General features: G+C 43.6%; 24 protein-coding genes and 10 tRNA genes. 5 read left to right on the top strand and 29 right to left on the bottom strand.

Annotated elements, in window-relative coordinates; translation table 11 throughout:
* The first annotated feature begins 75 nt into the window (after nt 1–75).
* Entirely contained in the window at nt 76–798 is a 723-nt protein-coding gene (locus OCU38_RS11380) for a DUF481 domain-containing protein (RefSeq protein ID WP_261824282.1), read from the top strand.
* Between the two features lie 73 nt (nt 799–871).
* Here OCU38_RS11380 and rplI read toward each other — a convergent pair whose 3' ends face one another.
* The 7 genes from rplI to nsrR all read right to left on the bottom strand — a co-directional run bounded on the left by rplI (nt 872) and on the right by nsrR (nt 6,381).
* Complete coding sequence (gene rplI / locus OCU38_RS11385) at nt 872–1,324, bottom strand: 50S ribosomal protein L9 (protein ID WP_023405202.1); 453 nt, start codon at nt 1,322–1,324, stop codon at nt 872–874.
* Nucleotides 1,325–1,357: 33 nt separating this feature from the next.
* Nucleotides 1,358–1,585, bottom strand: a complete 228-nt coding sequence (rpsR, locus tag OCU38_RS11390; protein ID WP_000090472.1) for a 30S ribosomal protein S18 — start codon at nt 1,583–1,585, stop codon at nt 1,358–1,360.
* Between the two features lie 16 nt (nt 1,586–1,601).
* On the bottom strand, nt 1,602–1,904 hold the full coding sequence (gene priB, locus OCU38_RS11395; protein WP_021715030.1) for a primosomal replication protein N: 303 nt from the start codon (nt 1,902–1,904) through the stop codon (nt 1,602–1,604).
* A gap of 8 nt (nt 1,905–1,912) precedes the next feature.
* Nucleotides 1,913–2,302: a 30S ribosomal protein S6 gene (gene rpsF, locus OCU38_RS11400; protein WP_021715029.1), complete on the bottom strand. Its 390-nt coding sequence runs from the start codon at nt 2,300–2,302 to the stop codon at nt 1,913–1,915.
* A 341-nt stretch (nt 2,303–2,643) separates the two neighbouring features.
* Nucleotides 2,644–3,381 (bottom strand): 23S rRNA (guanosine(2251)-2'-O)-methyltransferase RlmB, encoded by a 738-nt coding sequence (rlmB, locus tag OCU38_RS11405; RefSeq protein ID WP_023405201.1) that lies wholly within the window; start codon nt 3,379–3,381, stop codon nt 2,644–2,646.
* A gap of 13 nt (nt 3,382–3,394) precedes the next feature.
* A complete protein-coding gene (gene rnr / locus OCU38_RS11410) occupies nt 3,395–5,854 on the bottom strand; it encodes a ribonuclease R (protein ID WP_261823144.1) in 2,460 nt (819 codons plus the stop codon).
* Nucleotides 5,855–5,955: 101 nt separating this feature from the next.
* A complete protein-coding gene (gene nsrR / locus OCU38_RS11415) occupies nt 5,956–6,381 on the bottom strand; it encodes a nitric oxide-sensing transcriptional repressor NsrR (RefSeq protein WP_023405199.1) in 426 nt (141 codons plus the stop codon).
* Between the two features lie 111 nt (nt 6,382–6,492).
* Between nsrR and hmpA the strand changes: the two genes are divergently transcribed.
* Nucleotides 6,493–7,677, top strand: coding sequence for an NO-inducible flavohemoprotein (gene hmpA, locus OCU38_RS11420; RefSeq protein ID WP_261823145.1), 1,185 nt, complete (start codon nt 6,493–6,495; stop codon nt 7,675–7,677).
* Between the two features lie 68 nt (nt 7,678–7,745).
* Here the strand turns inward: hmpA and OCU38_RS11425 are convergent, their stop codons facing one another.
* From OCU38_RS11425 to tsaE, 10 genes are all read right to left on the bottom strand, one after another.
* The gene (locus OCU38_RS11425) at nt 7,746–9,059 is read right to left on the bottom strand and encodes an adenylosuccinate synthase (RefSeq protein ID WP_021715023.1); all 1,314 of its coding nucleotides are present in this window, start codon (nt 9,057–9,059) and stop codon (nt 7,746–7,748) included.
* Between the two features lie 138 nt (nt 9,060–9,197).
* The gene (locus OCU38_RS11430) at nt 9,198–9,383 is read right to left on the bottom strand and encodes a DUF2065 domain-containing protein (protein ID WP_261823146.1); all 186 of its coding nucleotides are present in this window, start codon (nt 9,381–9,383) and stop codon (nt 9,198–9,200) included.
* 65 nt (nt 9,384–9,448) lie between these two features.
* A complete protein-coding gene (gene hflC / locus OCU38_RS11435) occupies nt 9,449–10,429 on the bottom strand; it encodes a protease modulator HflC (protein ID WP_023405195.1) in 981 nt (326 codons plus the stop codon).
* 2 nt (nt 10,430–10,431) lie between these two features.
* Complete coding sequence (hflK, locus tag OCU38_RS11440; RefSeq protein ID WP_261823147.1) at nt 10,432–11,628, bottom strand: FtsH protease activity modulator HflK; 1,197 nt, start codon at nt 11,626–11,628, stop codon at nt 10,432–10,434.
* A gap of 45 nt (nt 11,629–11,673) precedes the next feature.
* Nucleotides 11,674–12,963, bottom strand: coding sequence for a ribosome rescue GTPase HflX (hflX, locus tag OCU38_RS11445; RefSeq protein ID WP_261823148.1), 1,290 nt, complete (start codon nt 12,961–12,963; stop codon nt 11,674–11,676).
* Nucleotides 12,964–13,012: 49 nt separating this feature from the next.
* Complete coding sequence (hfq, locus tag OCU38_RS11450) at nt 13,013–13,273, bottom strand: RNA chaperone Hfq (RefSeq protein WP_021715018.1); 261 nt, start codon at nt 13,271–13,273, stop codon at nt 13,013–13,015.
* A gap of 163 nt (nt 13,274–13,436) precedes the next feature.
* The gene (miaA, locus tag OCU38_RS11455) at nt 13,437–14,369 is read right to left on the bottom strand and encodes a tRNA (adenosine(37)-N6)-dimethylallyltransferase MiaA (RefSeq protein ID WP_261823149.1); all 933 of its coding nucleotides are present in this window, start codon (nt 14,367–14,369) and stop codon (nt 13,437–13,439) included.
* Complete coding sequence (gene mutL, locus OCU38_RS11460; RefSeq protein ID WP_261823150.1) at nt 14,362–16,362, bottom strand: DNA mismatch repair endonuclease MutL; 2,001 nt, start codon at nt 16,360–16,362, stop codon at nt 14,362–14,364. Before mutL ends, miaA begins: the two co-directional genes overlap by 8 nt.
* The gene (locus OCU38_RS11465; protein ID WP_261823151.1) at nt 16,359–18,044 is read right to left on the bottom strand and encodes an N-acetylmuramoyl-L-alanine amidase; all 1,686 of its coding nucleotides are present in this window, start codon (nt 18,042–18,044) and stop codon (nt 16,359–16,361) included. The genes mutL and OCU38_RS11465 overlap by 4 nt, the downstream gene beginning before the upstream one ends.
* Nucleotides 18,041–18,505, bottom strand: a complete 465-nt coding sequence (tsaE, locus tag OCU38_RS11470) for a tRNA (adenosine(37)-N6)-threonylcarbamoyltransferase complex ATPase subunit type 1 TsaE (RefSeq protein ID WP_261823152.1) — start codon at nt 18,503–18,505, stop codon at nt 18,041–18,043. The genes OCU38_RS11465 and tsaE overlap by 4 nt, the downstream gene beginning before the upstream one ends.
* Nucleotides 18,506–18,705: 200 nt before the next feature.
* Between tsaE and queG the strand changes: the two genes are divergently transcribed.
* Complete coding sequence (gene queG, locus OCU38_RS11475) at nt 18,706–19,818, top strand: tRNA epoxyqueuosine(34) reductase QueG (protein WP_261823153.1); 1,113 nt, start codon at nt 18,706–18,708, stop codon at nt 19,816–19,818.
* A 581-nt stretch (nt 19,819–20,399) separates the two neighbouring features.
* Here the strand turns inward: queG and OCU38_RS11480 are convergent.
* The 11 genes from OCU38_RS11480 to orn form a co-directional block, all read right to left on the bottom strand.
* A tRNA-Met gene (locus OCU38_RS11480) sits at nt 20,400–20,476 on the bottom strand.
* 81 nt (nt 20,477–20,557) lie between these two features.
* Nucleotides 20,558–20,633: transfer RNA gene (locus OCU38_RS11485), tRNA-Gly, on the bottom strand.
* 50 nt (nt 20,634–20,683) lie between these two features.
* Nucleotides 20,684–20,760 (bottom strand) — tRNA-Met (locus tag OCU38_RS11490).
* A 47-nt stretch (nt 20,761–20,807) separates the two neighbouring features.
* Nucleotides 20,808–20,883, bottom strand: a tRNA-Gly gene (locus tag OCU38_RS11495).
* 46 nt (nt 20,884–20,929) lie between these two features.
* Nucleotides 20,930–21,006 (bottom strand) — tRNA-Met (locus tag OCU38_RS11500).
* Nucleotides 21,007–21,082: 76 nt separating this feature from the next.
* Nucleotides 21,083–21,158 (bottom strand) — tRNA-Gly (locus OCU38_RS11505).
* Between the two features lie 46 nt (nt 21,159–21,204).
* Nucleotides 21,205–21,281 (bottom strand) — tRNA-Met (locus OCU38_RS11510).
* A gap of 74 nt (nt 21,282–21,355) precedes the next feature.
* Nucleotides 21,356–21,431, bottom strand: a tRNA-Gly gene (locus tag OCU38_RS11515).
* Between the two features lie 50 nt (nt 21,432–21,481).
* Nucleotides 21,482–21,558 (bottom strand) — tRNA-Met (locus OCU38_RS11520).
* Nucleotides 21,559–21,625: 67 nt separating this feature from the next.
* A tRNA-Gly gene (locus OCU38_RS11525) sits at nt 21,626–21,701 on the bottom strand.
* A gap of 118 nt (nt 21,702–21,819) precedes the next feature.
* A complete protein-coding gene (gene orn / locus OCU38_RS11530; protein WP_261823154.1) occupies nt 21,820–22,365 on the bottom strand; it encodes an oligoribonuclease in 546 nt (181 codons plus the stop codon).
* A gap of 169 nt (nt 22,366–22,534) precedes the next feature.
* On the opposite strand from orn, the gene rsgA reads away from it, so the two are divergent.
* Entirely contained in the window at nt 22,535–23,590 is a 1,056-nt protein-coding gene (rsgA, locus tag OCU38_RS11535; protein WP_261823155.1) for a small ribosomal subunit biogenesis GTPase RsgA, read from the top strand.
* Between the two features lie 70 nt (nt 23,591–23,660).
* Nucleotides 23,661–24,518 (top strand): archaetidylserine decarboxylase, encoded by an 858-nt coding sequence (asd, locus tag OCU38_RS11540; RefSeq protein ID WP_261824283.1) that lies wholly within the window; start codon nt 23,661–23,663, stop codon nt 24,516–24,518.
* A 125-nt stretch (nt 24,519–24,643) separates the two neighbouring features.
* On the opposite strand, the gene OCU38_RS11545 is transcribed toward asd, so the two are convergent.
* A complete protein-coding gene (locus tag OCU38_RS11545; RefSeq protein ID WP_261823156.1) occupies nt 24,644–25,291 on the bottom strand; it encodes a TetR/AcrR family transcriptional regulator in 648 nt (215 codons plus the stop codon).
* Nucleotides 25,292–25,294: the final 3 nt, after the last annotated feature.

The following is a 25,294-nucleotide window of genomic DNA, read 5'->3' on the forward strand; positions in this document are numbered from 1 at the left end:
AGTACAATTCATCAGCAACATTTTAGTTTGAGGTATTTAGTGTCAAAGAAATTGCTATTTTGTCTGGGATCACTGCTGTGCTCAGCACCCCATGCGGAAGAGCTAACTGATACCGATATCGAAAGCCCTTCCCCCTTCAAAAGTGAAGTCGAATTTGGCTATCAAGCCCACTCTGGTAATTCTGACTCAGAATCTCTTAATGCACGTCTTAGCGGTGAATACATTAAAAATCGCTATCGTCTCACTGGGGAATGGAAGTATTACTTACTGTATAAAGATGGCGCAGAAGACAAACGACAATCCACTTATGATCTGCAAGGGGATTATAAGCTCGGCCCTAAGAGCTACGCTTACTCTAACTTCAATGGCTATGATTCCAAATACAGTGCCTATTTTACAGACTATACCGTGTCGGTAGGTTTGGGTTATCAGATAACCAATACTAAGCATCTACTAATCGAAGGAGAATTGGGGCCGGGTTATCGATACCAAGAACCTAATTTAGATGAGATTGATGATGACGACATCATCATGAAAGAGACGGTGCAGGAAGCAATTATCCGAGGAAATTTATCTTTGGTTTGGAAACCGATTAAGTCTTTGTCGGTAGGAACTAATGTCACTGTCGTTGCCGGGGAAAGTAATACCCGAACCGATACTGAGATTTCAGTGATTAATGAAATTACTGAAGATATTGCATTAAAACTGGTACACAACCGCCAATACCACAACAAAGTGCCGGATGGACTGAGCCATACTGATTCGGTGTTTTCCGTTAACTTACTGTTCTTATTCTAACGCTTGGCAAATTTTGGACATAAAAAAACACCGACCAAGGCCGGTGTTTTAAAGTCATCTTCAGAGTAAAAAATTACTCTGCAGCAACAACTTGTAGTTTCACAGTAGCGAAAACTTCAGAGTGAAGTTGAACGCTTACTTCGAACTCACCAGTGTTACGTAGTGCGCCTTCTGGAAGACGAACTTCGCTCTTAGCAACTTCAACGCCAGCAGCAGTAACTGCGTCAGCGATGTCACGAGTACCGATAGAACCGAATAGTTTGCCTTCGTCACCAGCTTTAGAAGCAATAACAACTGCTTCTAGAGAGTTAACTTTCTCAGCACGTGCTTCAGCTGCAGCTAGGTGCTCAGCAACTTTAGCTTCAAGTTCAGCACGACGTGCTTCAAACATTTCAACGTTTGCTTTAGTAGCCATTACTGCCTTATTTTGAGGAATAAGGTAGTTACGAGCGTAACCAGATTTAACGTTAACTGTATCGCCAAGTGCACCTAGGTTACCGATTTTATCAAGTAGAATAACTTGCATTATTTAATCCTCTATTCTTAATAAACCGACCGATTACTGATGCTTATCAGTGTACGGAAGTAGTGCTAGGTAGCGAGAACGCTTGATTGCACGAGCTAGTTGACGTTGGTATTTAGCGCTTGTACCAGTGATACGGCTAGGTACAATTTTACCAGCTTCAGTGATGTAGTTTTTAAGAGTTGCTACGTCTTTGTAATCAATCTCTTGTACGCCTTCTGCAGTAAAACGGCAGAATTTACGACGACGGAAGAAACGAGCCATGGGCTATCTCCTGATCTTAAATTTGAGTGATATCTTCGGCATGTAAAACCAATTTTCCCAAACCGTTTCGGCTTGTTTGATAAGCGACAAAGCCACTTACCTTGATTGAACTGCCTTTAACTAGTTCTTGAGTTAATGTGTGTGACCTTTTACCACTCACCACTACTGGCATTCGACAGTAAACCTGTCTCGGAAGCTCGGCTTCCATTACATTTGAGCGATGCTCAAGCCAAAATTGGCAATGTAAAATCCCTGAGGGGCTTCGTGTTCGAATAGGATCTTTAGCAACAATGCCGCTTAAATCCATTCGATTGGTCATACAATCAATTACTCAGCAGATGCTTCTGGCTTAGCTTCAGTACGCTCTTCGCGACGAGGAGCACGCTCTGCACGCTCTTCTTTTTGCTTAAGCATGATTGATTGCTCAGTCACAGCGCCTTTAGTGCGCATGATCATGTTGCGTAGAACTGCATCGTTAAAACGGAAAGCAGTTTCTAGCTCGTCGATCACAGCTTGATCAGCTTCAACGTTCATAAGAACGTAGTGAGCTTTGTGAAGCTTGTTGATTGGGTAAGCCAGTTGACGACGACCCCAGTCTTCTAGACGGTGTACAGTACCGCCAGCTTCGTTGATAGAACCAGTGTAACGCTCGATCATGCCAGCAACTTGCTCGCTTTGATCAGGGTGCACCATGAATACGATTTCGTAATGACGCATGTGTTGCTCCTTACGGATTATTAGCTTCCACGAGTGGCCCGGTCGTCCAGAGGAAGCAAGGAACTAAAGATAAATGACCGAGTTTTAAGGACGGCAAATAGTACAGAAACCGCTCAATAAGATCAAGCAAAAACGCCCTTTCGGTAGAAGATAGTTTCTCAGCTCAACTATTTTGCCTTTATTCCAAGCACTTAGATTCATAACTCTTTGTATTTTAAAGAAGTTATATGCAAATGATGAAAATAAAAATTACAGGTATAAAAATGGCAATAGCCTGCCATTTACCAACACAAAAATAGGAGCCGAAGCTCCTATCTTATTCAATGCTATTGGCAGAAAAATTAGCTTAGACGCTGTCTTACTGCTTCAAACAAACATACCCCAGAGGCAACCGATACGTTCAAGCTAGAAACAGAGCCGGCCATTGGGATCTTGATTAAATCATCACAAGTTTCACGGGTTAAACGGCGCATGCCGTCCCCTTCTGCGCCCATTACAATGGCAAGTGGACCAGTTAGCTTGCTTTGATAAACATCATGAGTGGCTTCGCCTGCAGTACCAACAATCCATACGTTTTGCTCTTGTAGGTGACGCATAGTGCGCGCAAGGTTAGTCACGCGAATCAAAGGTACTGTCTCTGCCGCCCCACATGCCACTTTACTTACTGTTGCGGTTAATGGTGCAGACTTGTCTTTTGGTACAATCACAGCCGCAACACCAGCAGCGTCTGCATTACGTAGACATGCGCCAAGGTTGTGCGGATCGGTTACGCCATCCAAAATCAACAGTAATGGATTTTGCTCAGCAGCCAAAATGGTATCTAGGTCATTTTCATTCAAGGCTTTAGCCGCTTTAACACGCCCAATAATGCCTTGATGGTTTGCACCTTTTGCTTTGTCATCCAGTGCTTTGCGACCCATTTGTTGGATAGAAACACCGTAAGATTGCAATAGATTGATTAAAGGTAACAAACGGTCGTCCTGACGCCCCTTTAAAACAAATACTTCAATAAAACGTACAGGATCTTTCTCCAACACAGCTTTCACTGCATGGATGCCATAAATATATTCGTTACTCATTTAATTGCTTCTCTTATTTCTTAGGGCCACGAGCTGTGTTCTTCTTGCCGCGTGCTTTGTTTTTCTTCGCTTTGTTTGATTTTGGCTTTTTAGAAGCAGGCGCACTGTCCTTACTGCCATCAGGGCGAACGGTTGGTTCAACCTTAGCTTTGGCACGTCTAGAGCGTCTTCCCTCTGACGAGCCTTGTTTTTTCTTGTTATCGAAACGCTTGGCATCTTCAACTAAACGCTTCTTGGCGGTTTTACCTTTGCCTCTTGGAGTGCGTTGGCTACCCACCATTTCAAAGTCAATTTGCTTGTCGTTCAAATTAACCGCTAATACTTTCACTTTTACCGTGTCACCAAGGCGATAAATTTGCCCTGAGCTCTCACCCACTAAACGCTGACTGATCGCATCATAGCGATAATAGTCATTGGCTAATGTTGATATGTGCACCAAGCCGTCAATGTGCAGATCGGTTAATCTGACAAAGAACCCAAAACCTGTCACATTGGCAATCACACCATCCAACTCTTCACCGACGTGATCTTGCATGTACTCACATTTGAGCCAATCAGTCACATCACGAGTCGCATCATCAGCGCGACGCTCGGTCATTGAACATTGCTCACCAAACACATCCATATCATCAAACGAGTAATGGTAACCCCCCGTTGGTGTCCAACGGTCGGTATTGCGCCCTTCTTTCTTAGCAATGAGATACTTAATTGCACGGTGCAATAGCAAATCAGGATAGCGACGAATCGGTGAGGTAAAGTGTGCGTAACGCTTCAGAGCCAAGCCAAAGTGACCAGCGTTGTCTGGATTATACACAGCTTGTTTCATCGAGCGTAGTAGCATTGTCTGAATAAGCTCTTTATCCGGACGCTGAGTAACGATGTGCATCAGTTCGGCATAATCAGTCGGGGATGGTTCTAAACCGCCGTTAAGGGTTAAACCAAGCTCACTCAGGAAGTCTTTGAAGCCCACTAAACGTTGTTCGCCCGGAGTTTCATGCACTCGGTATAAAGCTGGCTCTTTGAGTTTTTCCACTAAAGAGGCCGAGGCGATATTTGCTAAGATCATGCACTCTTCAATCAGTTTGTGCGCATCGTTACGAATCACAGGTTCAATGCGGTCAATTTTTCTATCGGCATTAAAGATGAATTTGGTTTCGACCGTTTCAAACTCAATCGCACCACGCAGGTCACGCGACTGTTTAAGAATACGATACATGTTATGCAGTTCTTGTAGATGCGGCACTAGCGTCTCATAGCGTTGATTTAACTCTTGGTCGCCATTGAGAATATCGTTAACCTTGTTGTAGGTTAAACGCGCATGGGAGTTCATTACCGCTTCATAATGCTTGTAGCCAGAAAGCTTGCCGCTTTCAGATACGGTCATCTCACACACCATACACAAACGGTCGACTTGTGGATTAAGCGAACATAATCCATTCGACAACACTTCAGGTAGCATAGGCACTACCTGAGATGGGAAGTACACTGAGTTACCACGATTAATCGCTTCTTTATCTAACGCAGAATCTGGGCGCACGTAGTAACTCACATCGGCAATAGCGACCCATAAGCGCCAGCCACCGCTTTTTTTCTTTTCACAATAAACCGCATCATCAAAGTCACGCGCATCTTCGCCATCAATGGTCACTAATGGTAACTCTCTAAGATCGACACGACCTTTTTTCGCTTCTTCTGGCACTTCTTCTGCAAGAGAGGTTATTTGCTTGGTGACTTCTTCTGGCCATTCATTAGGAATTTGATGAGTACGGATGGCGATTTGAGTTTCCATGCCCGGCGCTAGGTTTTCACCTAACACTTCAACCACTTTACCTGTCATTCCGCGAGAACGATTGCCACGGTCAGTGACTTCAATTACGACCACGTTCCCCATTCGAGCGCCCATTCGGTGCTCTTTAGGAATAAGAATATCGTGATGGATTCTCGAATCATCCGCGACAACGTAAGCATGACCAAACTCAAGGAAGAAACGTCCAACAATTTTCATTGCTCGTTCTTCAAGTACGCGAACTATTCTGGCTTCTTTGCGGCCACGTTTATCCGTGCCTGATTGTTGCGCTAGTACATAGTCACCGTGGATGATGCTACGCATTTGATGAAATGGTAGAACTAAGTCCTGCTCTTTACCGATAACGCCTTCAGGACGCACCCAACCATAGCCATCTTTATGACCGATGACATAACCTTTGATCATTTCGAGTTTATCAGGAAGGGCGTAGCATTGACGGCGAGTAAAGACTAACTGACCATCACGCAACATGGCGTTTAATCGGCGACGTAAGCCTTCATATTGATCTTCACCTGCCAGTTCAAGGGCAGTGAATAGATCGTTGCGATTCATTGGCACCCCCGCACTCTCGAGAAAGCTTAAAAGAAACTCTCTGCTTGGTACTGGGTTCTCGTAATTTTTAGCCTCTCGATCTGCATGGGGGTCAAGAGATTTAGAATCGGACATGGGCGTGCTCATTAAATAGAATAATTAAGTAAAGTATATTCTAGTAATGCCCTACAAGGAAAAAATGCTTTAACAATTAGTAAAATAACTCGATTCTAGGTCTATCCTTTAGACAAAAGAATCATCAAATCGGAATTATTATCAACTAAGTCGTCTAGATAGCATTTATCCAACTCCGCTAAAAAAGCCTCTTTGGCTTTGTGCAGGTAACTTTTAAGGCGACAAGCCGGAGTGATATGACAAAATTCGGGAGCACAATTGATCACTTTCATCGGTTCTAGTTCACGAATGACATCACCAATATTTATCTCATTAGCTGGCTTGTTGAGTCTAATGCCACCATTCTTACCACGAATCGTTTCAATAAACCCCTTCTGCCCTAGCTTATTCACGATTTTAACCATGTGGTTACGTGAAATATCGAATACCTCACTCACTTGAGTGATATTAGTAAGTTCATCCTTTTTAAGGGCGGCCAAATAAATAAGTGTTCGTATCGCATAGTCAGTAAAGCTAGTAATTTGCATAGTGGTACTCCGTATCAACCTCCCAGTGTAATTCTTTTGTTGACTTTAATATACATTTTATAGAACACTAAACATGAATATGAAATACACCTTTAAAAATGGAATACTAAGATGTTGGAACAAAAGACGATCGATACAGTTAAAGCCACTGCTCCTCTTCTAGCAGAAACTGGCCCTAAATTAACCGCTCATTTCTATGACCGTATGTTTGCTCACAACCCAGAGTTAAAAGATGTATTTAACATGAGCAACCAACGCAATGGCGATCAAAGAGAAGCGCTATTCAATGCCATTTGTGGTTACGCTGCTAATATTGATAATCTCGGCGCTCTATTACCTGTAGTAGAAAAAATCGCGCAAAAACACACTAGCTTTATGATCACGGCGGAACAATACAGCATTGTTGGTGGCCACCTGCTAGCAACGATTGATGAACTTTTCTCTCCTGGTCAAGAAGTGCTAGATGCATGGGGTGAAGCGTACGGTGTATTAGCGAATATCTTTATTCAACGTGAAGAAGAAATTTATGTTGATAACGAGCAACACACTGGCGGTTGGCGTGGACTGAGAGATTTCGAAGTTATCAAAAAAACGCAAGAGAGTTCAGTTATTACTAGCTTTGTACTACAGCCTACTGATGGCAAAGCGGTAATGGATTTCAATCCTGGACAATACCTAGGTATTTACATCAATACTGAGAAATTTGAAAACCAAGAAATTCGTCAATACAGCCTTTCTGCTGCGCCAAATGGTAAAACTTACCGTATCTCAGTAAAACGTGATGGCGAAGGCCGAGTGTCTAACTTCTTACATGATGACCTACAACAAGGTGACATCATTAAAGTCGCGCCACCGGCGGGTGACTTCTTCTTACAAGCCCAATCAGATAAACCTGTGGTACTGGTTTCTGCCGGTGTTGGCCTTACTCCTATGCTATCTATGCTAGAAGCACTGCAAGGTTCTGATAAAGCAGTGACTTGGTTACACGCGGCTGAAAATGGCGAACAACACGCCTTTAAAGATCACGTCACTGAACTGTGTAACAAGCACAGCAACCTACAGCAGTTCACTTGGTACCGCTCACCACTAGAAAGTGATAAACAAGCAGAAGATTTCCAATTTGAAGGCTTGATTGATCTGTCTCAGCTAAACCAACAACAACTACCAAGCAATGCAGAAGTGTATTTCTGTGGTCCTGTTCCTTTCATGCAATTTGCAGCAGAACAGTTGGTTAAACTTGGCTTTGATAAAGACCAGCTTCACTACGAGTGTTTCGGTCCGCATAAAGTGCTTTAATCCATTATACCAATCACAAAAAAACCGGCGAAAGCCGGTTTTTTTATTTAAAGTCAATCATTTAATGATTAGTTAAATGGGTGAACCTTAATCATAGTCTCGTTACGATCAGGGCCAGTCGAGATGATGTCGATAGGCACGCCTGTTAGTTCTTCAATACGTTTGATGTAATCTAGAGCTGCTTGTGGCAATTGCTCAAGAGATGTAGCACCAAAGGTGTTTTCAGACCAACCAGGTACGGTTTCGTAGATAGGTGTTGCTTCTTCAAATGCTTCAGCAGCCATTGGAGAAACTTCTAGTACAGAGCCGTCTTTCATCTTGTAGCCAGTACAGATTTTTAGCTCTTCAAGACCATCAAGTACGTCTAGTTTAGTTAGACAGAAACCTGAGATTGAGTTGATTTGTACAGCACGACGCATTGCAACAGCATCAAACCAACCAGTACGACGTAAGCGTCCAGTGGTTGCGCCAAACTCGTTACCCACTTCACCTAGGTGTTTACCGATAGGATCTTGTTTTTCTAGACCATCGTACAATTCTGTTGGGAATGGACCTGAACCAACACGAGTACAGTAAGCTTTTGCAATACCTAGAATGTAACCGATATGACGTGGACCAAAACCAGAACCAGCGGCTACGCCACCAGCAGTAGTGTTTGAAGAAGTTACGTACGGGTAAGTACCGTGGTCGATGTCTAGAAGAGTACCTTGCGCACCTTCAAACATGATTTTATCACCACGTTTACGAGCAGCATCTAGCTCATCAGTCACATCGATAACAAGAGACGTTAGAAGGTCTGCATAGCTCATCGCTTGCTCAAGCACTTCTTCGTAGCTTACTGTGTCTGTTTTGTAGAAATGTTCTAATTGGAAATTATGGAATTCCATAATTACTTTTAGTTTCTCAGCGAATGCTGCTTTATCGAATAGGTCGCCAACGCGCAGACCGCGACGAGCAACTTTATCTTCGTATGCTGGACCAATACCACGACCGGTAGTACCGATAGCTTTTTTACCAAGAGCAAGCTCACGAGCTTGGTCAATAGCGATGTGGTAAGGAAGAATTAGCGGACACGCTTCTGAAATGAATAGACGCTCGCGTACTGGAATTCCGCGCTCTTCAAGAGGCTTCATTTCATTTAGAAGGGCTTCCGGAGAAAGTACAACACCGTTACCAATAATGCATTTAACATTATCGCGTAAGATGCCTGATGGAATTAAGTGTAAAACGGTTTTTTCACCGTCAATAACTAGAGTGTGGCCTGCATTGTGACCGCCTTGATAGCGCACCACATACTTTGCATCTTCAGTTAAAAGGTCAACGATTTTACCTTTACCTTCGTCACCCCATTGGGTGCCTAAAACAACTACGTTATTTCCCATCTTTCCGATTCTGATTGCTAGTTAAAAAAGGATTTTAGCACCGAAAAATTAAATTTGCAGTCATTTTTTAAGCACTCGCTATAAAATAATTAGAGATATTCAAATTAAGTTCAGTGTAAAACCCTAAGTTGCTCGCCTTTACAACAACATAAAAGTAATCACTGCCCCAGCCACCACTAAGCAACCGCCCAATCTGCGTAACTGGTTATCTGGCTGTTGGCTCATTTGCACCATCATTTTTCGCCATGCGTTAGGCGCTAACAGTGGACCTAAGCCTTCTAAAACCAATACTAAGCCAATGGCTATCCAAATTCCTTGCGACATCACGCCTATTCCTCTATCAACAAAAAAGGCTCCTAAACAGGAGCCTTTGTAATACTTAATCTAGTTTACTTCTTTGGTGCGCCGTTTGAATCATTCATGAAGCGGAAGAAGTCACTCTTAGGATCAAGAACCATGATGTCCCCTTTCTCAGAGAAAGATTTCTCATACGCATGCAATGAACGAACAAAGCTATAGAACTCAGGATCTTTACTGTAAGTATCAGAGTAGATCTTAGCGGCTTTAGCGTCTGCATCACCACGAGTAACACGAGCAGTACGGTCAGCTTCAGCAAGAACTGTTGCCACTTCTAGCTCAGCTTGAGCACGGATAATCTCAGCCTTCTCACGACCTTGAGAACGGTGCTTACGTGCAACCGATTCACGCTCAGCACGCATACGACGGTAGATAGATTCAGAGATTTCATCCGGTAGGTTGATTTTCTTCATTCGGAAATCAACCACGCGAACACCTAAATCATCCATCGCACTTTGACGAGTATCGTCAAGTACTACAGACATGATCTTGTCACGCTCACCATCAATTTCTACCGCAGCACGTGCTGCTTCAGAAACTGTATCGTCTAGCTCTGACTCGTCAGGTAACACGGCTTTGTTACGAGGACCCGATACAATCTGTTTGATTTCACGAGAACCGATTTCAGCACGAAGCACGTCAGTCACTTTACGCTCTAAAAGCGCCTGTGCCGTCAGTGCGTTACCGCCACCTGTTGCTAGGTAGTATTGACCAAAGTCTTCGATACGCCATTTCACGTATGAATCAATGATAACGTCTTTTTTCTCTGACGTTACGAAACGGTCAGAACGGCCATCCATAGTTTGAATACGTGCGTCTAGACGCTTAACGTTGTCAAACAAAGGCATTTTGAAGTGCAGACCTGGCTCATAGATACGAGAAATATCATTGTTATCTTTTAAGATACGACCAAATCGAACAACGATACCGCGCTCACCTTCAGGGACCACGAATACCGACATTAGCATCAGTGCTAGTGCAACCACCAATACTGGGATCATTAACTTACGCATTCCTAGTATCTCCCTTCACGAGTAGTCGTTGTTGTACGAGAGTTAGTCGCTGGTGCAGTTGTTTTCGCTTTATCTGCATCTAACTCGATCTTGTCGTAGGTTGACGATGACTTACTTGAACGTTTAGTTGCTGAACTTTCTTGGCCTGCCAATTTATCAATCGGTAGGTAAAGTAGGTTGCCACTAGAGTCAGAATCAATCAGTACTTTCGATGTATTTGAGTACACTTCTTCCATTGTATCTAAATACATACGATTACGAGTGACTTCTGGCGCAGCCTGATATTCAGGTAGTAGTTTTTCAAACTGAGCCACTTGACCGAATGCTTCGTTTACCACACGCTCGCTGTAACCAAGAGCTTCTTTCTTCAAACGCTCTGCACGACCAGTTGCTTTAGGCAAGATTTCGTTCTTGTAAGCTTCAGCTTCACGAATGAAACGCTCTTCATCCTCACGCGCCGCAATAGCATCATCAAATGAATCTTTAACTTGCTCTGGTGGACGTGCTGACTGGAAGTTCACGTCAACAATTTGAATACCCATATCATAGTTATCAATGATACTGTTTAGGGTTTCTTGAGTGCTTTGACGAATTTGTTGACGACCACTGGTCAAGATGCTGTCCATCAATGAATCACCAATTACCGCACGTAGTGCAGAATCAGTAGCTTGACGTAAGCTGTCATCAGCGTTCGTTACGCGGAACAAGTATTTATATGGGTCTGATACTCGGTATTGAACACCCATACCAACGGTTACTACGTTCTCATCTTTCGTTAGCATCAAGCCCGAAGCTTGTAGTGCACGAATGGCTTCAACGTTAACGGTGGTTACTTCATCAATAAAGCGTGGACGCCAGTTTAGACCAGGATCAACGATGCGATCGTATTTACCTAAACGAAGCACTACGCCTCGCTCTGCTTCACCAACGGTGTAGAAGCCAGAACCAACCCAAATGACAACGGCCACTAATGCAATCAGTCCAAAACCCACTGCACCGCCACCGGTAGAAGATGAACCGCCACCACGCTTACCAAATTTACCACCCAGCTTTTGACTCAGCTTATTAAACACTTCATCTAAATCTGGCGGCCCTTGATTGCGACCACCGGATTGCTGTTTGCCACGATCATTATTACCCCAAGGGTCATTATCGCGGCCATTATTTCCATTATTATTTCCAGGCTCGTTCCACGCCATTAGAAATCTCCATCACTAGATATGACGTTATAAAGTAACAGTCTTTTAGATGACTATAAAGTCATCCAACTGCGCTTCTTCTCTCTTTTGCAATCTAGCCCAATCGGCTTGTTGCATACGAATATCGATCAATAAGTTGCCTTCTGAATCATATGCCTCTTGTCGAATAGATTTCATATTGAAAAATACACTGCGTAAACGCCCTTGATGTAAAGGCGGAATGCGCAAACTATATTCGACCATTTGACTGGCTAAACGCTCAGTTAATGCTTGAAACAGTAGATCTAAACCCAAGCCTTCCATCGCTGAAACCCATACGGTGGTCGGTACGCCCTCTTCGTTATATTCAATACGAGGAGATTGCTGTTCCATGTTGTCTATTTTGTTCATCACAAGCAAAACAGGGATTTCATGCGCATCGATCTCTTCTAAGACGATATCGACAGCTTGGGTATTCTCTCTGAAACGCTCGTCGCTGGCATCTATAACATGTAACAAAATGTCAGCTTCTTGGGTTTCTTGCAAAGTGGCTTTAAAAGCCGCGACTAAATCATGCGGAAGATGACGAATAAATCCGACCGTATCCGCTAAAATCGCCAAACCCACATCTTCTAACTCTATTTTACGTAGAGTCGGGTCCAAAGTAGCAAATAGCTGATCAGCAGCATAAACGCTGGCTTCGGTGATCCGGTTAAATAAAGTGGATTTGCCCGCATTGGTATATCCTACCAAAGAGACAGTTGGAATTTCGGCACGCTTTCTCGCTCTGCGACCTTGCTCTCGTTGCTTCGCTACCTTTTCTAAACGACGTAGGATGGCTTTGATTCTATCTCGGAGTAAACGTCGGTCGGTTTCAAGCTGGGTTTCACCCGGCCCTCTTAAGCCAATACCGCCCTTTTGTCTCTCTAAGTGAGTCCAACCACGAATTAATCGGGTAGAAAGGTGACGCAATTGTGCCAATTCAACTTGCAGCTTACCCTCATGGGTTCTAGCGCGTTGAGCAAAAATATCTAAGATCAAACCAGTACGGTCTAATACGCGACATTTACACAATTGTTCGAGGTTTCGTTCCTGAGCAGGAGAAAGAGAATGGTTGAAGATAATGATCTCGGCATCAAGTAGCTGAACAAGATCAGCAATTTCTTGAGCCTTACCTTCGCCCACATAATATTTAGCATGAGGGGCTTGGCGACTGCCTGTTACTGTTTGCAGGTTGTTTACTCCTGCAGAAGACACCAACATTTCAAATTCGGCTAAGTCTTCCCACTCCCCTTCTTGTGTAAAGTTTATATGAACAAGTATCGCCTGTTCACCTGATTCATACCGGTCAAACAAGCGATAAGCTCCTTACACAACTTTTTTGATAATTAAGTAACGTATTCAATTAGTCTTCTGATTTCTCTTGAGTGCGATCTGCACGTTCATTACCACTGTGATGAGCTACTGCACGAGCAGGAACTACTGTCGAAATAGCATGCTTATATACCATTTGATTAACGGTATTTTTAAGAAGGATCACGAATTGATCAAAAGACTCAATTTGACCCTGAAGCTTAATGCCATTGACAAGATAAATAGAAACCGGCACTCGCTCACGACGCAGTGCGTTTAAAAACGGGTCTTGTAAAGATTGCCCCTTTGCCATTGTTATTTTCCTTATTAGTATGTTGTTGTAATTATTTAGCAAGTGACAGTAGAAAAATTGTACTGCTTGCGCATCCTAGCTAAACCATGCAATACCTCAAAAATTACTACATTCCGTGTAGAGGTATTGTTTATGCAAAACGATCATATTATACACAGCAAATTCAATTAGATGCTATGACATTTGCGATAGTTTCTACTCCTTGATCGATATTTAGACTATCAAGCCAAGTTAAGTCATCCCAACTACGAAGCCAAGTAATTTGGCGTTTCGCTAGCTGTCTAGTGGCACAAATCCCCTTAAATATTGCTTCATCAAAACTGTATTCACCTTCAAGGTATCCCCACATTTGACGATAGCCCACGCAACGAATTGCGGGAAGTTCTGCATGTAAATCAGTGCGTTGATGCAAGGCTCTCACTTCGTCTTCAAAGCCTGCTTGCACCATGTTTTCATAGCGAAGTTCGATTCTACGGTGCAATTCAGAACGCTCTTGAGGCGCTATTGCAAACTGCTTCACATTGTATGGAATTGGCTCGCCTTTTTGCTGAGTCAGCTCAGTTAAAGACTTTCCGGTAATTCGATACACTTCTAATGCGCGTGATAAACGCTGTGGATCATTGGGGTGAATACGCTCCGCCGATACAGGATCAATCTCTCTGAGTTCATCATGTAAGGCTTGCCAACCTTTCTCTTGCGCTTGTTGCTCAATTTGAGCGCGAATGGCTTGGTCTGCCGCCGGCAATGGCGAAAGCCCTTCTAATAGAGCTTTGTAATACAACATAGTTCCACCGACCAACATAGGAATTTTGCCTTGTGCGGTGATCTCTTGCATGAGCTGTAAGGCATCACGGCGAAAATCTGCCGCAGAATACGCTTGTGAAGGGTCGATAATATCAATCAGACGATGTGGTGCGGCTGCCTGCTCTTCGGCTGAAGGCTTTGCTGTGCCTATGTCCATCCCTTTGTACACTAGGGCTGAGTCGACACTGATCAGCTCAATAGGAAAGCGGCGACGTAAACGAATCGCCAATTCAGTTTTCCCTGAAGCCGTTGGGCCCATTAAAAATATAGCCAAAGGCAATTTATCATTCATGTAATAGCGCTTTAATTGGTGTGGAAAAATCCACTAATTGAATAAGTTGAGTATCTTGTAAGTCTAGACCTTGCAATGATGCACCTTCTAGATCGGACAATAACTGCACAGCTTCAGATAAAGTGTAGACCTTATTTTGCTCTGCCACTTGAGAAGCAAGCCATAAGCTTAATTGTTCAAACGACATGGCTTGGCCACGGCTTAACTGAGTCAGTAATTGAGAAAAAAGTTGCTGTAAATTGTGTTGTCTTAAAGGTTGAGGAACCGCCATGATCATCACTTTTGATCCCGCTTTAAACATCAGCTGGATAGCAAAGCGTTGTAGCATAGGTTGAATCTGTTTTAACTGCTCAATATCTTCACTGCTGACTTTTAATGCCAGCGGTATCAATAGGGGCTGTTTTACGAGTTGTCTTTGTTCTACGGACAACTGAGCACGCAGTTTCAAAATTTCAGCTCTGGCCAATGACAACAAGGCGCAGCCTGCATTGGTATTAATGAGTAAGTAGCGTTCGTTGACAACCGTCAGTGCTTTGCCAAGTTGCGTCACCGATTTAGGCAGCGCAAGGCTAGCCGTGCCGACAGTGTTCGGCTCACTTGCCATCTTTGATGATGCAATACTGGCACTTTGAGTGACGCTTTGCGTCGCTAAATCAGATTGAGATGAGTCGGCTTTATCTACCGTCATCAGCTGTTGATAAACTCTGGCCTCTCTTTCACTGACTTGCGATTTTTCAGGTCGCGGAGCGCTTCTCTTAGTCGCACTCTGCCCATTCACTCCAGCATTGTAACTTGAGCCAGAGCCAGAATTTGGTTGCGGTGCTTTATTTGGATAAGCCGGAGACTGCTGTATTGCTTGCGCTTCATTTTGTGAAAGGCTTGCTTCTGTAGCGCTAGCACCAGAGGTACTAGCAGGCTGGATTTCATCGCTGTCCACAACCGGATGAGGAGTAGCATAAGCGCTCTCACGTCTTTCTTGTGAAACCAACTGCTGTGATTGAGCTAATGCATCCACCAAAGCTTGGTAGATAAAATCATGCACCACACGCCCTTGATGGAAACGCACTTCATGTTTAGCCGGATGTACATTCACATCCACCTGATAGGCGTCTATCTCGATAAACAGCACATAAGCGGCATATTGATCGGGTCTTAAAGTGTGCTCGTAGCTTTGACGAATAGCATGGTTGATTAACTTATCGCGCATCATACGTCCATTGACGTAGCAATATTGTAAATCACCTTGTGAGCGAGCTGCCAATGGCGTGGTTATCCAACCATACAGTTTTAAATCTTGGTGCTGCAGTTCTACTTTAAGCATGTTATCGGCAAAATTCTTGCCGCACACTGACTGCACGCGTTGTTCTATTTGACGATCGGTTTTGGCCGCGCGGTATTGTTTAACCAGCTTGCCATTATGTCTAAGGTTGATCGTGACATGAAAACAGCTTAACGCGATGCGCTTTAATAGATCTTCAATATGGGTAAATTCTGTTTTTTCGGTACGCAGAAATTTGCGTCTGGCAGGGGTATTAAAAAACAGATCTAACACTTCAACCGAAGTGCCAATAGGATGCGCGGTCGGTTGCAGTTTGACCTGCATATCACGCCCTTCAGAATACGCTGACCAAGCCTGTTCTTGCGTTGCTGTGCGCGAAGTTAACGTTAAGCGAGATACCGAGCTAATACTGGCAAGTGCTTCTCCGCGAAACCCTAAGCTCATGATTGCTTCAAGGTCATCTAGGCTAGTGATCTTTGAGGTGGCATGTCGGCTTAAAGCCAATTGCAGTTCATCTTTAATGATGCCCTTGCCATTGTCTCGAATACGAATTAGCTTACTGCCGCCTTTCTCAATATCGATATCAATACGAGTGGCACCAGCATCTATGCTGTTTTCGACTAGCTCTTTCACCACAGAAGCGGGTCTTTCAACCACCTCTCCTGCGGCTATTTGGTTTGCCAGTCGTGCTGGCAGGATTTTTATTTCACTCATCGGTTTGGAATAATCAGCACTTGCCCAATGGCAAGTTCATCAGAGCGGAGTTTGTTAGCACTGCGAATGCTACTGACCGATACACCATATTTAGAGGCAATCTTACCTAAGAACTCACCTCGCTGAACTTTATGCTTACGAATCGGAGCATCTTTCACTGCCACTGTTATTTTCAGCTTTTGCCCAACATGTACTTTGCTGGATTTTAATTTGTTCTCACGCTGAATGGCCGCCACAGAAACCTTGTACTGCTTGGCGATCTTGCCTAGGTACTCTCCGGACCTCACCACGTGGGTAATAGATTTAGTTTCAACCGTATTTAAGCGCGTTGTCGGCGTCGTTTTTGCTCCCGGAATAGTGAGCTTTTGCCCTACTTTTACCGTATCACTTTTCAGATTATTAGCCGCTTTAATGGCGCTGACTGAAACATTGTGATTTTTCGCAATCTTAGATAAGAAGTCACCACGCTGAACAACATACTCCCCGTGATGATGAGGAACGGACTTATCAAAGCCAGTACCCTCTGGCGGGTTCTCTTTTAAGTAAGTCACTACCGCACGAGTTATCGAACTGGCTAACTTATCTTGGTATGAACGTTGGAACAGCAGTTTCTCTTCAGCTGGATTAGAAATAAAACCAGTTTCAACCAAAACCGATGGAATTTGTGGCGAACGTAATACCGCCAAACTCGCTTCACTTGGTTTATCTTTATGCAGTCGAGCGACCTTTTTCAGCTCCCCCAAAATCTCAGTCGCTAGTTTTTCACCTTCGCGTTTCGATATAGTAAATTGCAAATCCAATAAGGTATGGTTTACGATTCTATCTGGGTTAGTCACCGTCGATGTGCCACCTAGCTTGCGTGACTGACGTTCTTGATTTTCTACCCAGCGGGAAATTTCCGTATTTCTACGACGGTCGTTTAAGAAGAAAACCGATGCGCCTCTCGGGCGTGGTGAAGTGAAAGCATCCGCATGAATAGAGATAAATAAGTGCGCTTTATATTTATCGGCAATCGCCACACGCTGATCGAGTGGCACATAGTAGTTACCAGTACGGGTTAATTTTGTTCTGATACCGGGCACAGCATTTAATTGCGCGGCTAGCTTCTTCGCAATACTTAAAGTCACGTGCTTTTCGTATTTTTTGCTGGGACCAATAGAGCCAGGATCTTTACCACCATGACCCGGATCGATAACAATCAAGACTTCTTTGCGATACGGAATACTAGCTTTAGTTACAACAACAGGTTTAGGTTTGGCTGTTGATTGTAATGCTATCTGTTGACCATTTAATGGTATATCCACCACTAACCTGTGTCCAAAACCACTGCCCGGTTTTAACTTAAACACATTTGGCGAGACTTTACCTTTCAACTCAAACACCAAGCGCACGGTCTTTTTATTTGGAGGAGAGCTGACTCTTACCTTGCTCAACAGAGGACTTTTAGTAACCGACTTAGGTAGTTTGGCACTATTAGTGGCGTTTTTGATATCCACCACAATGCGTTCAGGGCTGCCTAGGGTAAAAAAGCTGTAATCAGCGGCTTTAGTGAGATCAATAACCGCTTTTGTTTCCTTACTGGTCGTCGAGATACGAATGTCTTTAATTTCATTGGCTTGCACTGTGGCAAACAAAGAGGAAATAAAGAGCAACGTAAACGCCCATACTGAATTCTTAATCAATTTAGCTCCAGCTTTTTCATCAGTGTTAATCCGTTTTCACTGTTTGCAGTAACAGTCGCTACTCGTCCTGTACCTTGATAGCGAATATCAAGTTCCAAATCAGCCTCAGGCAGTAGACCTGCACCTTTTTCTGGCCATTCAACCAAACAGATAGCATCAGGCGTAAAATAATCACGAATCCCCATAAATTCTAGCTCTTCAGGATCGGCTAGGCGGTAAAGATCAAAGTGATACACTTGCCATTGTTGTAAATCATACGGCTCAACCAGTGTATAAGTCGGGCTTTTTACATTTCCTTGATGACCCATAGACTGAATAAACCCACGGCTAAATGTAGTTTTACCTGCACCAAGGTCGCCATGTAAGTAAATGGTAGTCTGCTCAGAGCATAGGGCTGAGAGTTTTGCCCCAAGTTTTACCGTATCGTGCTCATCTTGAAGAGAGAAATGCTTCTGGGTCATAAAAGGTTAGTCTTCGGTTAATTTTATAAATAATGCTCTAATTATCTCTACTGAGCGCGTTTTGTCGAGTAAACCCGCCTGTTTGAGAGACGATGAACAAATAAATTCCATTTATAACGACAAAGGATGCACTGTCGGTGTTACCTGTTAGCCCTTTTATTCGCTAAAATAGAGGGATATTCCTTTAATTGACGTCATCCATGAATCTTCACCATTTAGCAGAACAAATCAAACTTTGGGGCAATGAGCTCGGCTTTCAAAAAGTCGGGATTACCGATCTTGATCTGTCTAAAAGTGAACAAGCTTTAACTCAATGGTTGGAGAAGGGTTATAACGGCAATATGGAATGGATGGAGCGTAATGTAGATAAACGTCTATATCCTGACAGATTACACCCTGGCACTCTTCGAGTGATCAGTGTGCGATTGGATTACCTTCCTCCTGAAGCTCGCTTTGCTAGCAATCTCAGTGACTCTACAGAGGCTTATATCAGCCGCTATGCTTTAGGTCGAGATTATCACAAGCTAATGAGAAATAAACTAAAGAACTTGGCTCAAAAAATTGAACAAGAACTTGGTGAACTCAATTACCGCCCCTTTGTGGATTCTGCCCCTGTAATGGAGCGGCCATTGGCCGAAAAAGCCGGATTAGGCTGGACAGGAAAACACTCGCTACTGTTAAACGATGATACAGGATCTTGGTTCTTCCTTGGGGAACTGCTGATTGGTTTGCCTCTACCCATTGATGAACCGGTAGAGAATCAATGTGGCAAATGCCGCTCCTGCATTACCAGTTGCCCAACAGGCGCTATTGTCGAAGAAGGCACTGTTGATGCTAGACGATGCATCTCGTATCTGACTATCGAGTATGACGGCATTATTGATAGCGAACTATCCGATGCCATGGGAAACAGAATTTACGGCTGTGATGACTGCCAGTTAGTCTGCCCGTTTAACCGATTTGCCAGCATTACTGAGCAAACTGATTTCCATCGCCGAGAAAGTATCGAAGATAGCAACCTGCTGTCTTTATTTGCATGGAGTGAGGCGGAATTCTTAAAAAACTTTGAAGGCTCGGCTATTCGTCGTATTGGCTACCTGCAATGGCTAAGAAATTTATCCATCGCTATGGGAAACGGCAATTATTCTGCCGAAACCATCTCAGCATTGGAAAGTAAATTAGGTATGGGTGACGTGCTTGATCATCATATCAACTACGCGATTGAACGCCTCAATTCACAAAGTGAGTTCACATCCAAAAAACAACAGCGACTGATTAGAATAGTACAAAAAGGGCTACCACGAGATGCTTAAATAGTAGAGATTGATGCCAGCCTATAATCCCCTACAGGCATGAGATATTGGCTAAGCCCTATCCCTCAGAATAAATCCCCATAAACCTACGCAAATACTCCCTTATAAAAACAGAATAAGGTGCAAACTTAGCGAAATGTCATAAGTCGGTGACTAATGTGGAAAAAGAAAATAAAGCAAGCCTCGTTTAAGCAATGTCTAAAGTTAAACACAGACACGAAATATGATAAAGATCAAATAAAACAACATTAAAGATCGAATTTCTATATTGCATAGATCGACATATACTGAGCTTTATCGTTTTATTTCAATAACTTAAACCAATAGCCGCTAGCTAGGATTAGATACTTTCAAGATTAGATCTTGACAAAAGATCTTAAAAAAAGTGTGTGTAATATTTTTATCAACCAAGTTATCCACAGATTGGTTTTTGTGGATAAGTCTGTGCGTTAATTCTTAATTGAATGTGATAAACACTGTAAATACTAACGTTTTATAAGGAAGTAATAACAAGGAAGGCTAACGTAGTGTTATAGAGCAGGTATAGACCTTAAATTACACATGGTTTTAAGTGTCTAAATTGGTTGCGGGGGCTGGATTTGAACCAACGACCTTCGGGTTATGAGCCCGACGAGCTACCAAGCTGCTCCACCCCGCGTCCGTATTGTATTACCGTTAAAGTACGATAAAGACTATATCTCTACTCAATTATTTAAAAAGATAAGGAGAAGAGGGAATTTGGAGCGACACACGAGGTTCGAACTCGTGACCTCAACCTTGGCAAGGTTGCGCTCTACCAACTGAGCTAGTGTCGCATTCCGTGACTATCTGATTGTTGTAAATAAACCATCAAATTGTCTGAATTTGGTTGCGGGGGCTGGATTTGAACCAACGACCTTCGGGTTATGAGCCCGACGAGCTACCAAGCTGCTCCACCCCGCGTCCATATTGTGCCATCGTTAAGTACAATGGAAACTTTGAAGAGAGTTTGGAGCGACACACGAGGTTCGAACTCGTGACCTCAACCTTGGCAAGGTTGCGCTCTACCAACTGAGCTAGTGTCGCATTCCGTGACTATCTGATGTTATGAAACTATCAAATTGTCTAAATTTGGTTGCGGGGGCTGGATTTGAACCAACGACCTTCGGGTTATGAGCCCGACGAGCTACCAAGCTGCTCCACCCCGCGTCCGTATTGTGTCATCGTTGAGTACGATGAAAACTGCCTTCTACTCTCTGCTTAACAAGCAAGAGAAGAGAAAATTTGGAGCGACACACGAGGTTCGAACTCGTGACCTCAACCTTGGCAAGGTTGCGCTCTACCAACTGAGCTAGTGTCGCATTCCGTGACTATCTGATGTTATGAAACTATCAAATTGTCTAAATTTGGTTGCGGGGGCTGGATTTGAACCAACGACCTTCGGGTTATGAGCCCGACGAGCTACCAAGCTGCTCCACCCCGCGTCCGTATTGTGTCACCGTTGAGTACGATGAAAACTGCCTTCTACTCTCTGCTTAATAAGCAAGATAAGAAAATTTGGAGCGACACACGAGGTTCGAACTCGTGACCTCAACCTTGGCAAGGTTGCGCTCTACCAACTGAGCTAGTGTCGCATTCCGTGACTATCTGATTGCTATAAACAAACCATCAAATTGTCTAAATTTGGTTGCGGGGGCTGGATTTGAACCAACGACCTTCGGGTTATGAGCCCGACGAGCTACCAAGCTGCTCCACCCCGCGTCCGTATTGTGTCACCGTTAAGTACGATGAAGACTTACTTTCACTCTCTTAAAAGAGAAGAGAAATTTGGAGCGACACACGAGGTTCGAACTCGTGACCTCAACCTTGGCAAGGTTGCGCTCTACCAACTGAGCTAGTGTCGCTTCGTAAACGTGTTTAATTCGTTTAGGGGTGCGAATTATAAGAGGTTATTTCTGTGATGCAAGCCTTAATTTTACTTTTCTTTGTACTTTTGCTTTAAGTGCGCAAAAAATAATCACACTAGATATTCATGATTGTCTTTCTGTAGTAACGAAGCTCTGCTATAGACTCACGAATATCATCCAACGCAAGGTGCACGCCTTGTTTCGTAAAGCCCTCTAAAACTTCGGGTTTCCAGCGACGAGTCAGTTCTTTTAAGGTGCTGACATCCACATAACGATAGTGGAAGTACTGCTCTAGCTCTGGCATGTGTTTGTATAAGAAGCGTCGGTCTTGCCCAATGCTGTTACCACAAATCGGTGACGCGCCTTTGGGTACCCATTGTTCTAGGAATTCAATCGTCAACGCTACAGCTTGATCTTCGTTGATATCGCTGTTTTTAACGCGTTCAACTAAACCACTGTTGGTGTGGGTATTGGTGCACCAATCGTCCATTTTCGCCAGTTCTGCATCAGACTGATGAATGGCAATCACTGGCCCTTCAGCTAAAATATTGAGTTCACTATCCGTTACGATAGAGGCGATCTCGATGACTTTATGAGTTTCAGGATCAAGCCCTGTCATTTCAAGATCAACCCAAATCAAATTTTTATCGTTCAACACCATGGATTAAATTGCCTATTATTGTGGTAAAGGAAACCTCAGTAGTCTTACTGAAATGCAAAAAATAGATTCGCTTAATTGTGAGCAGATACTGCTTAATCTCGCATCTTGAGGTCAATTAGGTATATCATACCCGTCAATTATAGAAAGCCAACCGGACACTAAAGAATACATGGCTAAAAAGAAAAAGCTAACCAAAGGACAAGTACGTCGTGTACGCGGAAATCAGAAAAAGCGACTGCAACAAGACAACTCTGTTCAATGGGATGAGCAAATGCTCGGTGAAACCAAAAAAGGCTTGGTCATCACTCGATTTGGGCAACATGCTGATATTGAGGACACTGAGACAGGTGAAATTCATCGCTGTAACTTACGTCGTGGTATCGAAAGTTTAGTCTCTGGTGATCGCGTGCTTTGGCGCATCGGATTAGAGTCTATGGCCGGTATTTCTGGCGTTGTTGAAGCGGTAGAGCCCAGAACCTCTATGCTCACCAGACCTGACTACTACGATGGCTTAAAACCTGTCGCAGCCAACGTTGAGCAGATGGTGATCGTATCATCGGTACTGCCTGAGTTGTCACTGTCTATTATCGACCGTTATTTAGTGGCCTCTGAGACGTTAAGCATTGCGCCGTTATTAGTGCTCAATAAAATTGATTTAGCCACTGATGAACAATTACCTATCCTGAAAGAACAATTAAAAATTTATAGTGATATTGGCTATAAAGTATTGTTGGTCAGCAAGGAAACAAAAGAAGGTATTGAAGCGTTAGAAGCTGAATTGGCAGGTAAAATTAACATTTTTGTTGGGCAATCCGGTGTAGGTAAGTCGAGCTTAGTCAATGCATTAATGCCTGAATTAGACGTTGAAGAAGGTCTTATTTCAAGTAACTCTGGCCTAGGTCAACACACGACGACCGCAGCGCGTTTGTACCACTTCCCTGCTGGCGGTGATTTAATTGATTCCCCAGGAGTGCGTGAGTTTGGCCTGTGGCATCTTGAAGCCGATGAAGTGACCACTGCGTTTGTGGAGTTTCGAGAGTTTTTAGGCTTATGTAAATTCCGCGACTGTAAACATGCCGATGACCCCGGTTGTGCGCTACAACAAGCCATTAGCGATGGTAAAATACATCCTAATCGCTTTGAAAATTACCAACGAATTATTGAAAGCATGGTGGAAAATAAAGCTAACCGCCAATACTCAAAAAATAAGAAACTGGATCAGTAGTTTACTTAGACAAATAGCCTTAGTTTAAGTAACATTCTGCCCCAATTTAGGAATAATGGACCTTATTGTGATTGATAAAATCAAAGTCGGTGCCCAATACTGGATGCCACAACATGGCCTTACCCGCCTAGTTGGAAAGCTAGCATCTGCGAAACTTGGCGTAGTAACCACGTCGATTATTCGTGGCTTCATCAAGCAATACAAAATTAACATGGATGAGGCATTGCACTCAGATCCTGCTCACTTCGCCACTTTTAACGACTTTTTCGTGCGTGAATTAAAGCCGGGACTAAGACCTATCGCTGAAGGCGAGAGTGTCATTACCCACCCTGCTGACGCTTGCGTAAGTCAATTCGGCCCGATTGAAGATGGCAAATTGATTCAAGCTAAAAACCACGACTATTCTGCTCGTGAACTGCTAGGTGGCGATCATCAATTAGCCGAGGCTTTTGCGGACGGCAGTTTTGCTACCTTGTACCTTTCACCAAGTGACTACCACCGCGTGCACATGCCATGCGACGGCACATTGAAACAAATGATCTATGTACCGGGTGATCTGTTCTCAGTGAATCCATTAACCGCCGAAAACGTCGAAAATCTATTTGCACGAAATGAACGTGTGGTGTGTATTTTCGATACTGAATTTGGCCCTATGGCGCAGGTATTAGTCGGTGCCACTATTGTGGGTAGTATCGAACTGACTTGGGCTGGAACCGTCACACCGCCACGTGGTAATACGGTATATCGTTGGGATTACCCAACCGAAGGTGAAAAAGCCATTCACTTCAAGAAAGGCGAAGAAATGGGTCGCTTTAAATTGGGCTCTACGGTGATTAATTTGTTCCCGAAAGATGCCATCGAGTTTGACTCAAGCATGCAACGAGAAGCCACCACTCGCTTAGGTACCGCCTACGCTCACAAGCGCTAATCTAACCTTTGTATGAAGACATTAAAAAAGGAGCTTGCGCTCCTTTTTTGTTTTATGCCAATCACACTAAGTAAGTGATCAGAACTAGCGCAGTTAAAATGACCAGTTATTTAGTACGATTGGTATTACTCAGCTTCGGCTGTACAGGTCATTTGTAACCCTTCTTCAAGCAGCAGTAACTGCTCTCGACCCAATTGAGTTGCCACAGGCTTTACCATAGCCAATATCTGCAACATTCCTTGCATAATCATCGACTCAGTCACCTTTTGATTGGCATTCATCGCCGATTGATAACCTAGCCAACCATTAGCAATAAAGTGCAAATTAGTCACAAAACGAGGCATGTTATCCGGTTCAACCACAATCAGGTTCAGCGCACGAAAAGACTCTACAATCGCCACTAAGTTGATACGCAACTTCTCTTGAACTTGGCAGTAGGCACTGTGTAGCTGTGCATCTCGACTGACGATATCGGCAAGGTTGGCATAGAAAAACCGGTATTTCCACATCAAGGAAAAGGTGGAATTCACATAATGCTTCAACAGCACTAAGCTTTGCTCTTGGCTTTCATAAGGGCGGAATCTATCCAGTAACTCTGAAGTGTAGTCTTTGAAGATGGCGCGGATAATCTCTTGTTTGTTTGAGTAATGGTAATAAAGATTGCCGGGACTAATTCCAAGGTGTTCTGAGATATGATTGGTCGTGATGTTGCGCTCACCATGTTGGTTGAATAATTCTAGCGCTCCATACACAATTCTTTGCTTTGTTTTCATTTT

The sequence above is a fragment of the Vibrio neonatus genome (assembly GCF_024346975.1).
In the GTDB taxonomy this organism is placed as follows: Bacteria; Pseudomonadota; Gammaproteobacteria; order Enterobacterales; family Vibrionaceae; genus Vibrio; species Vibrio neonatus.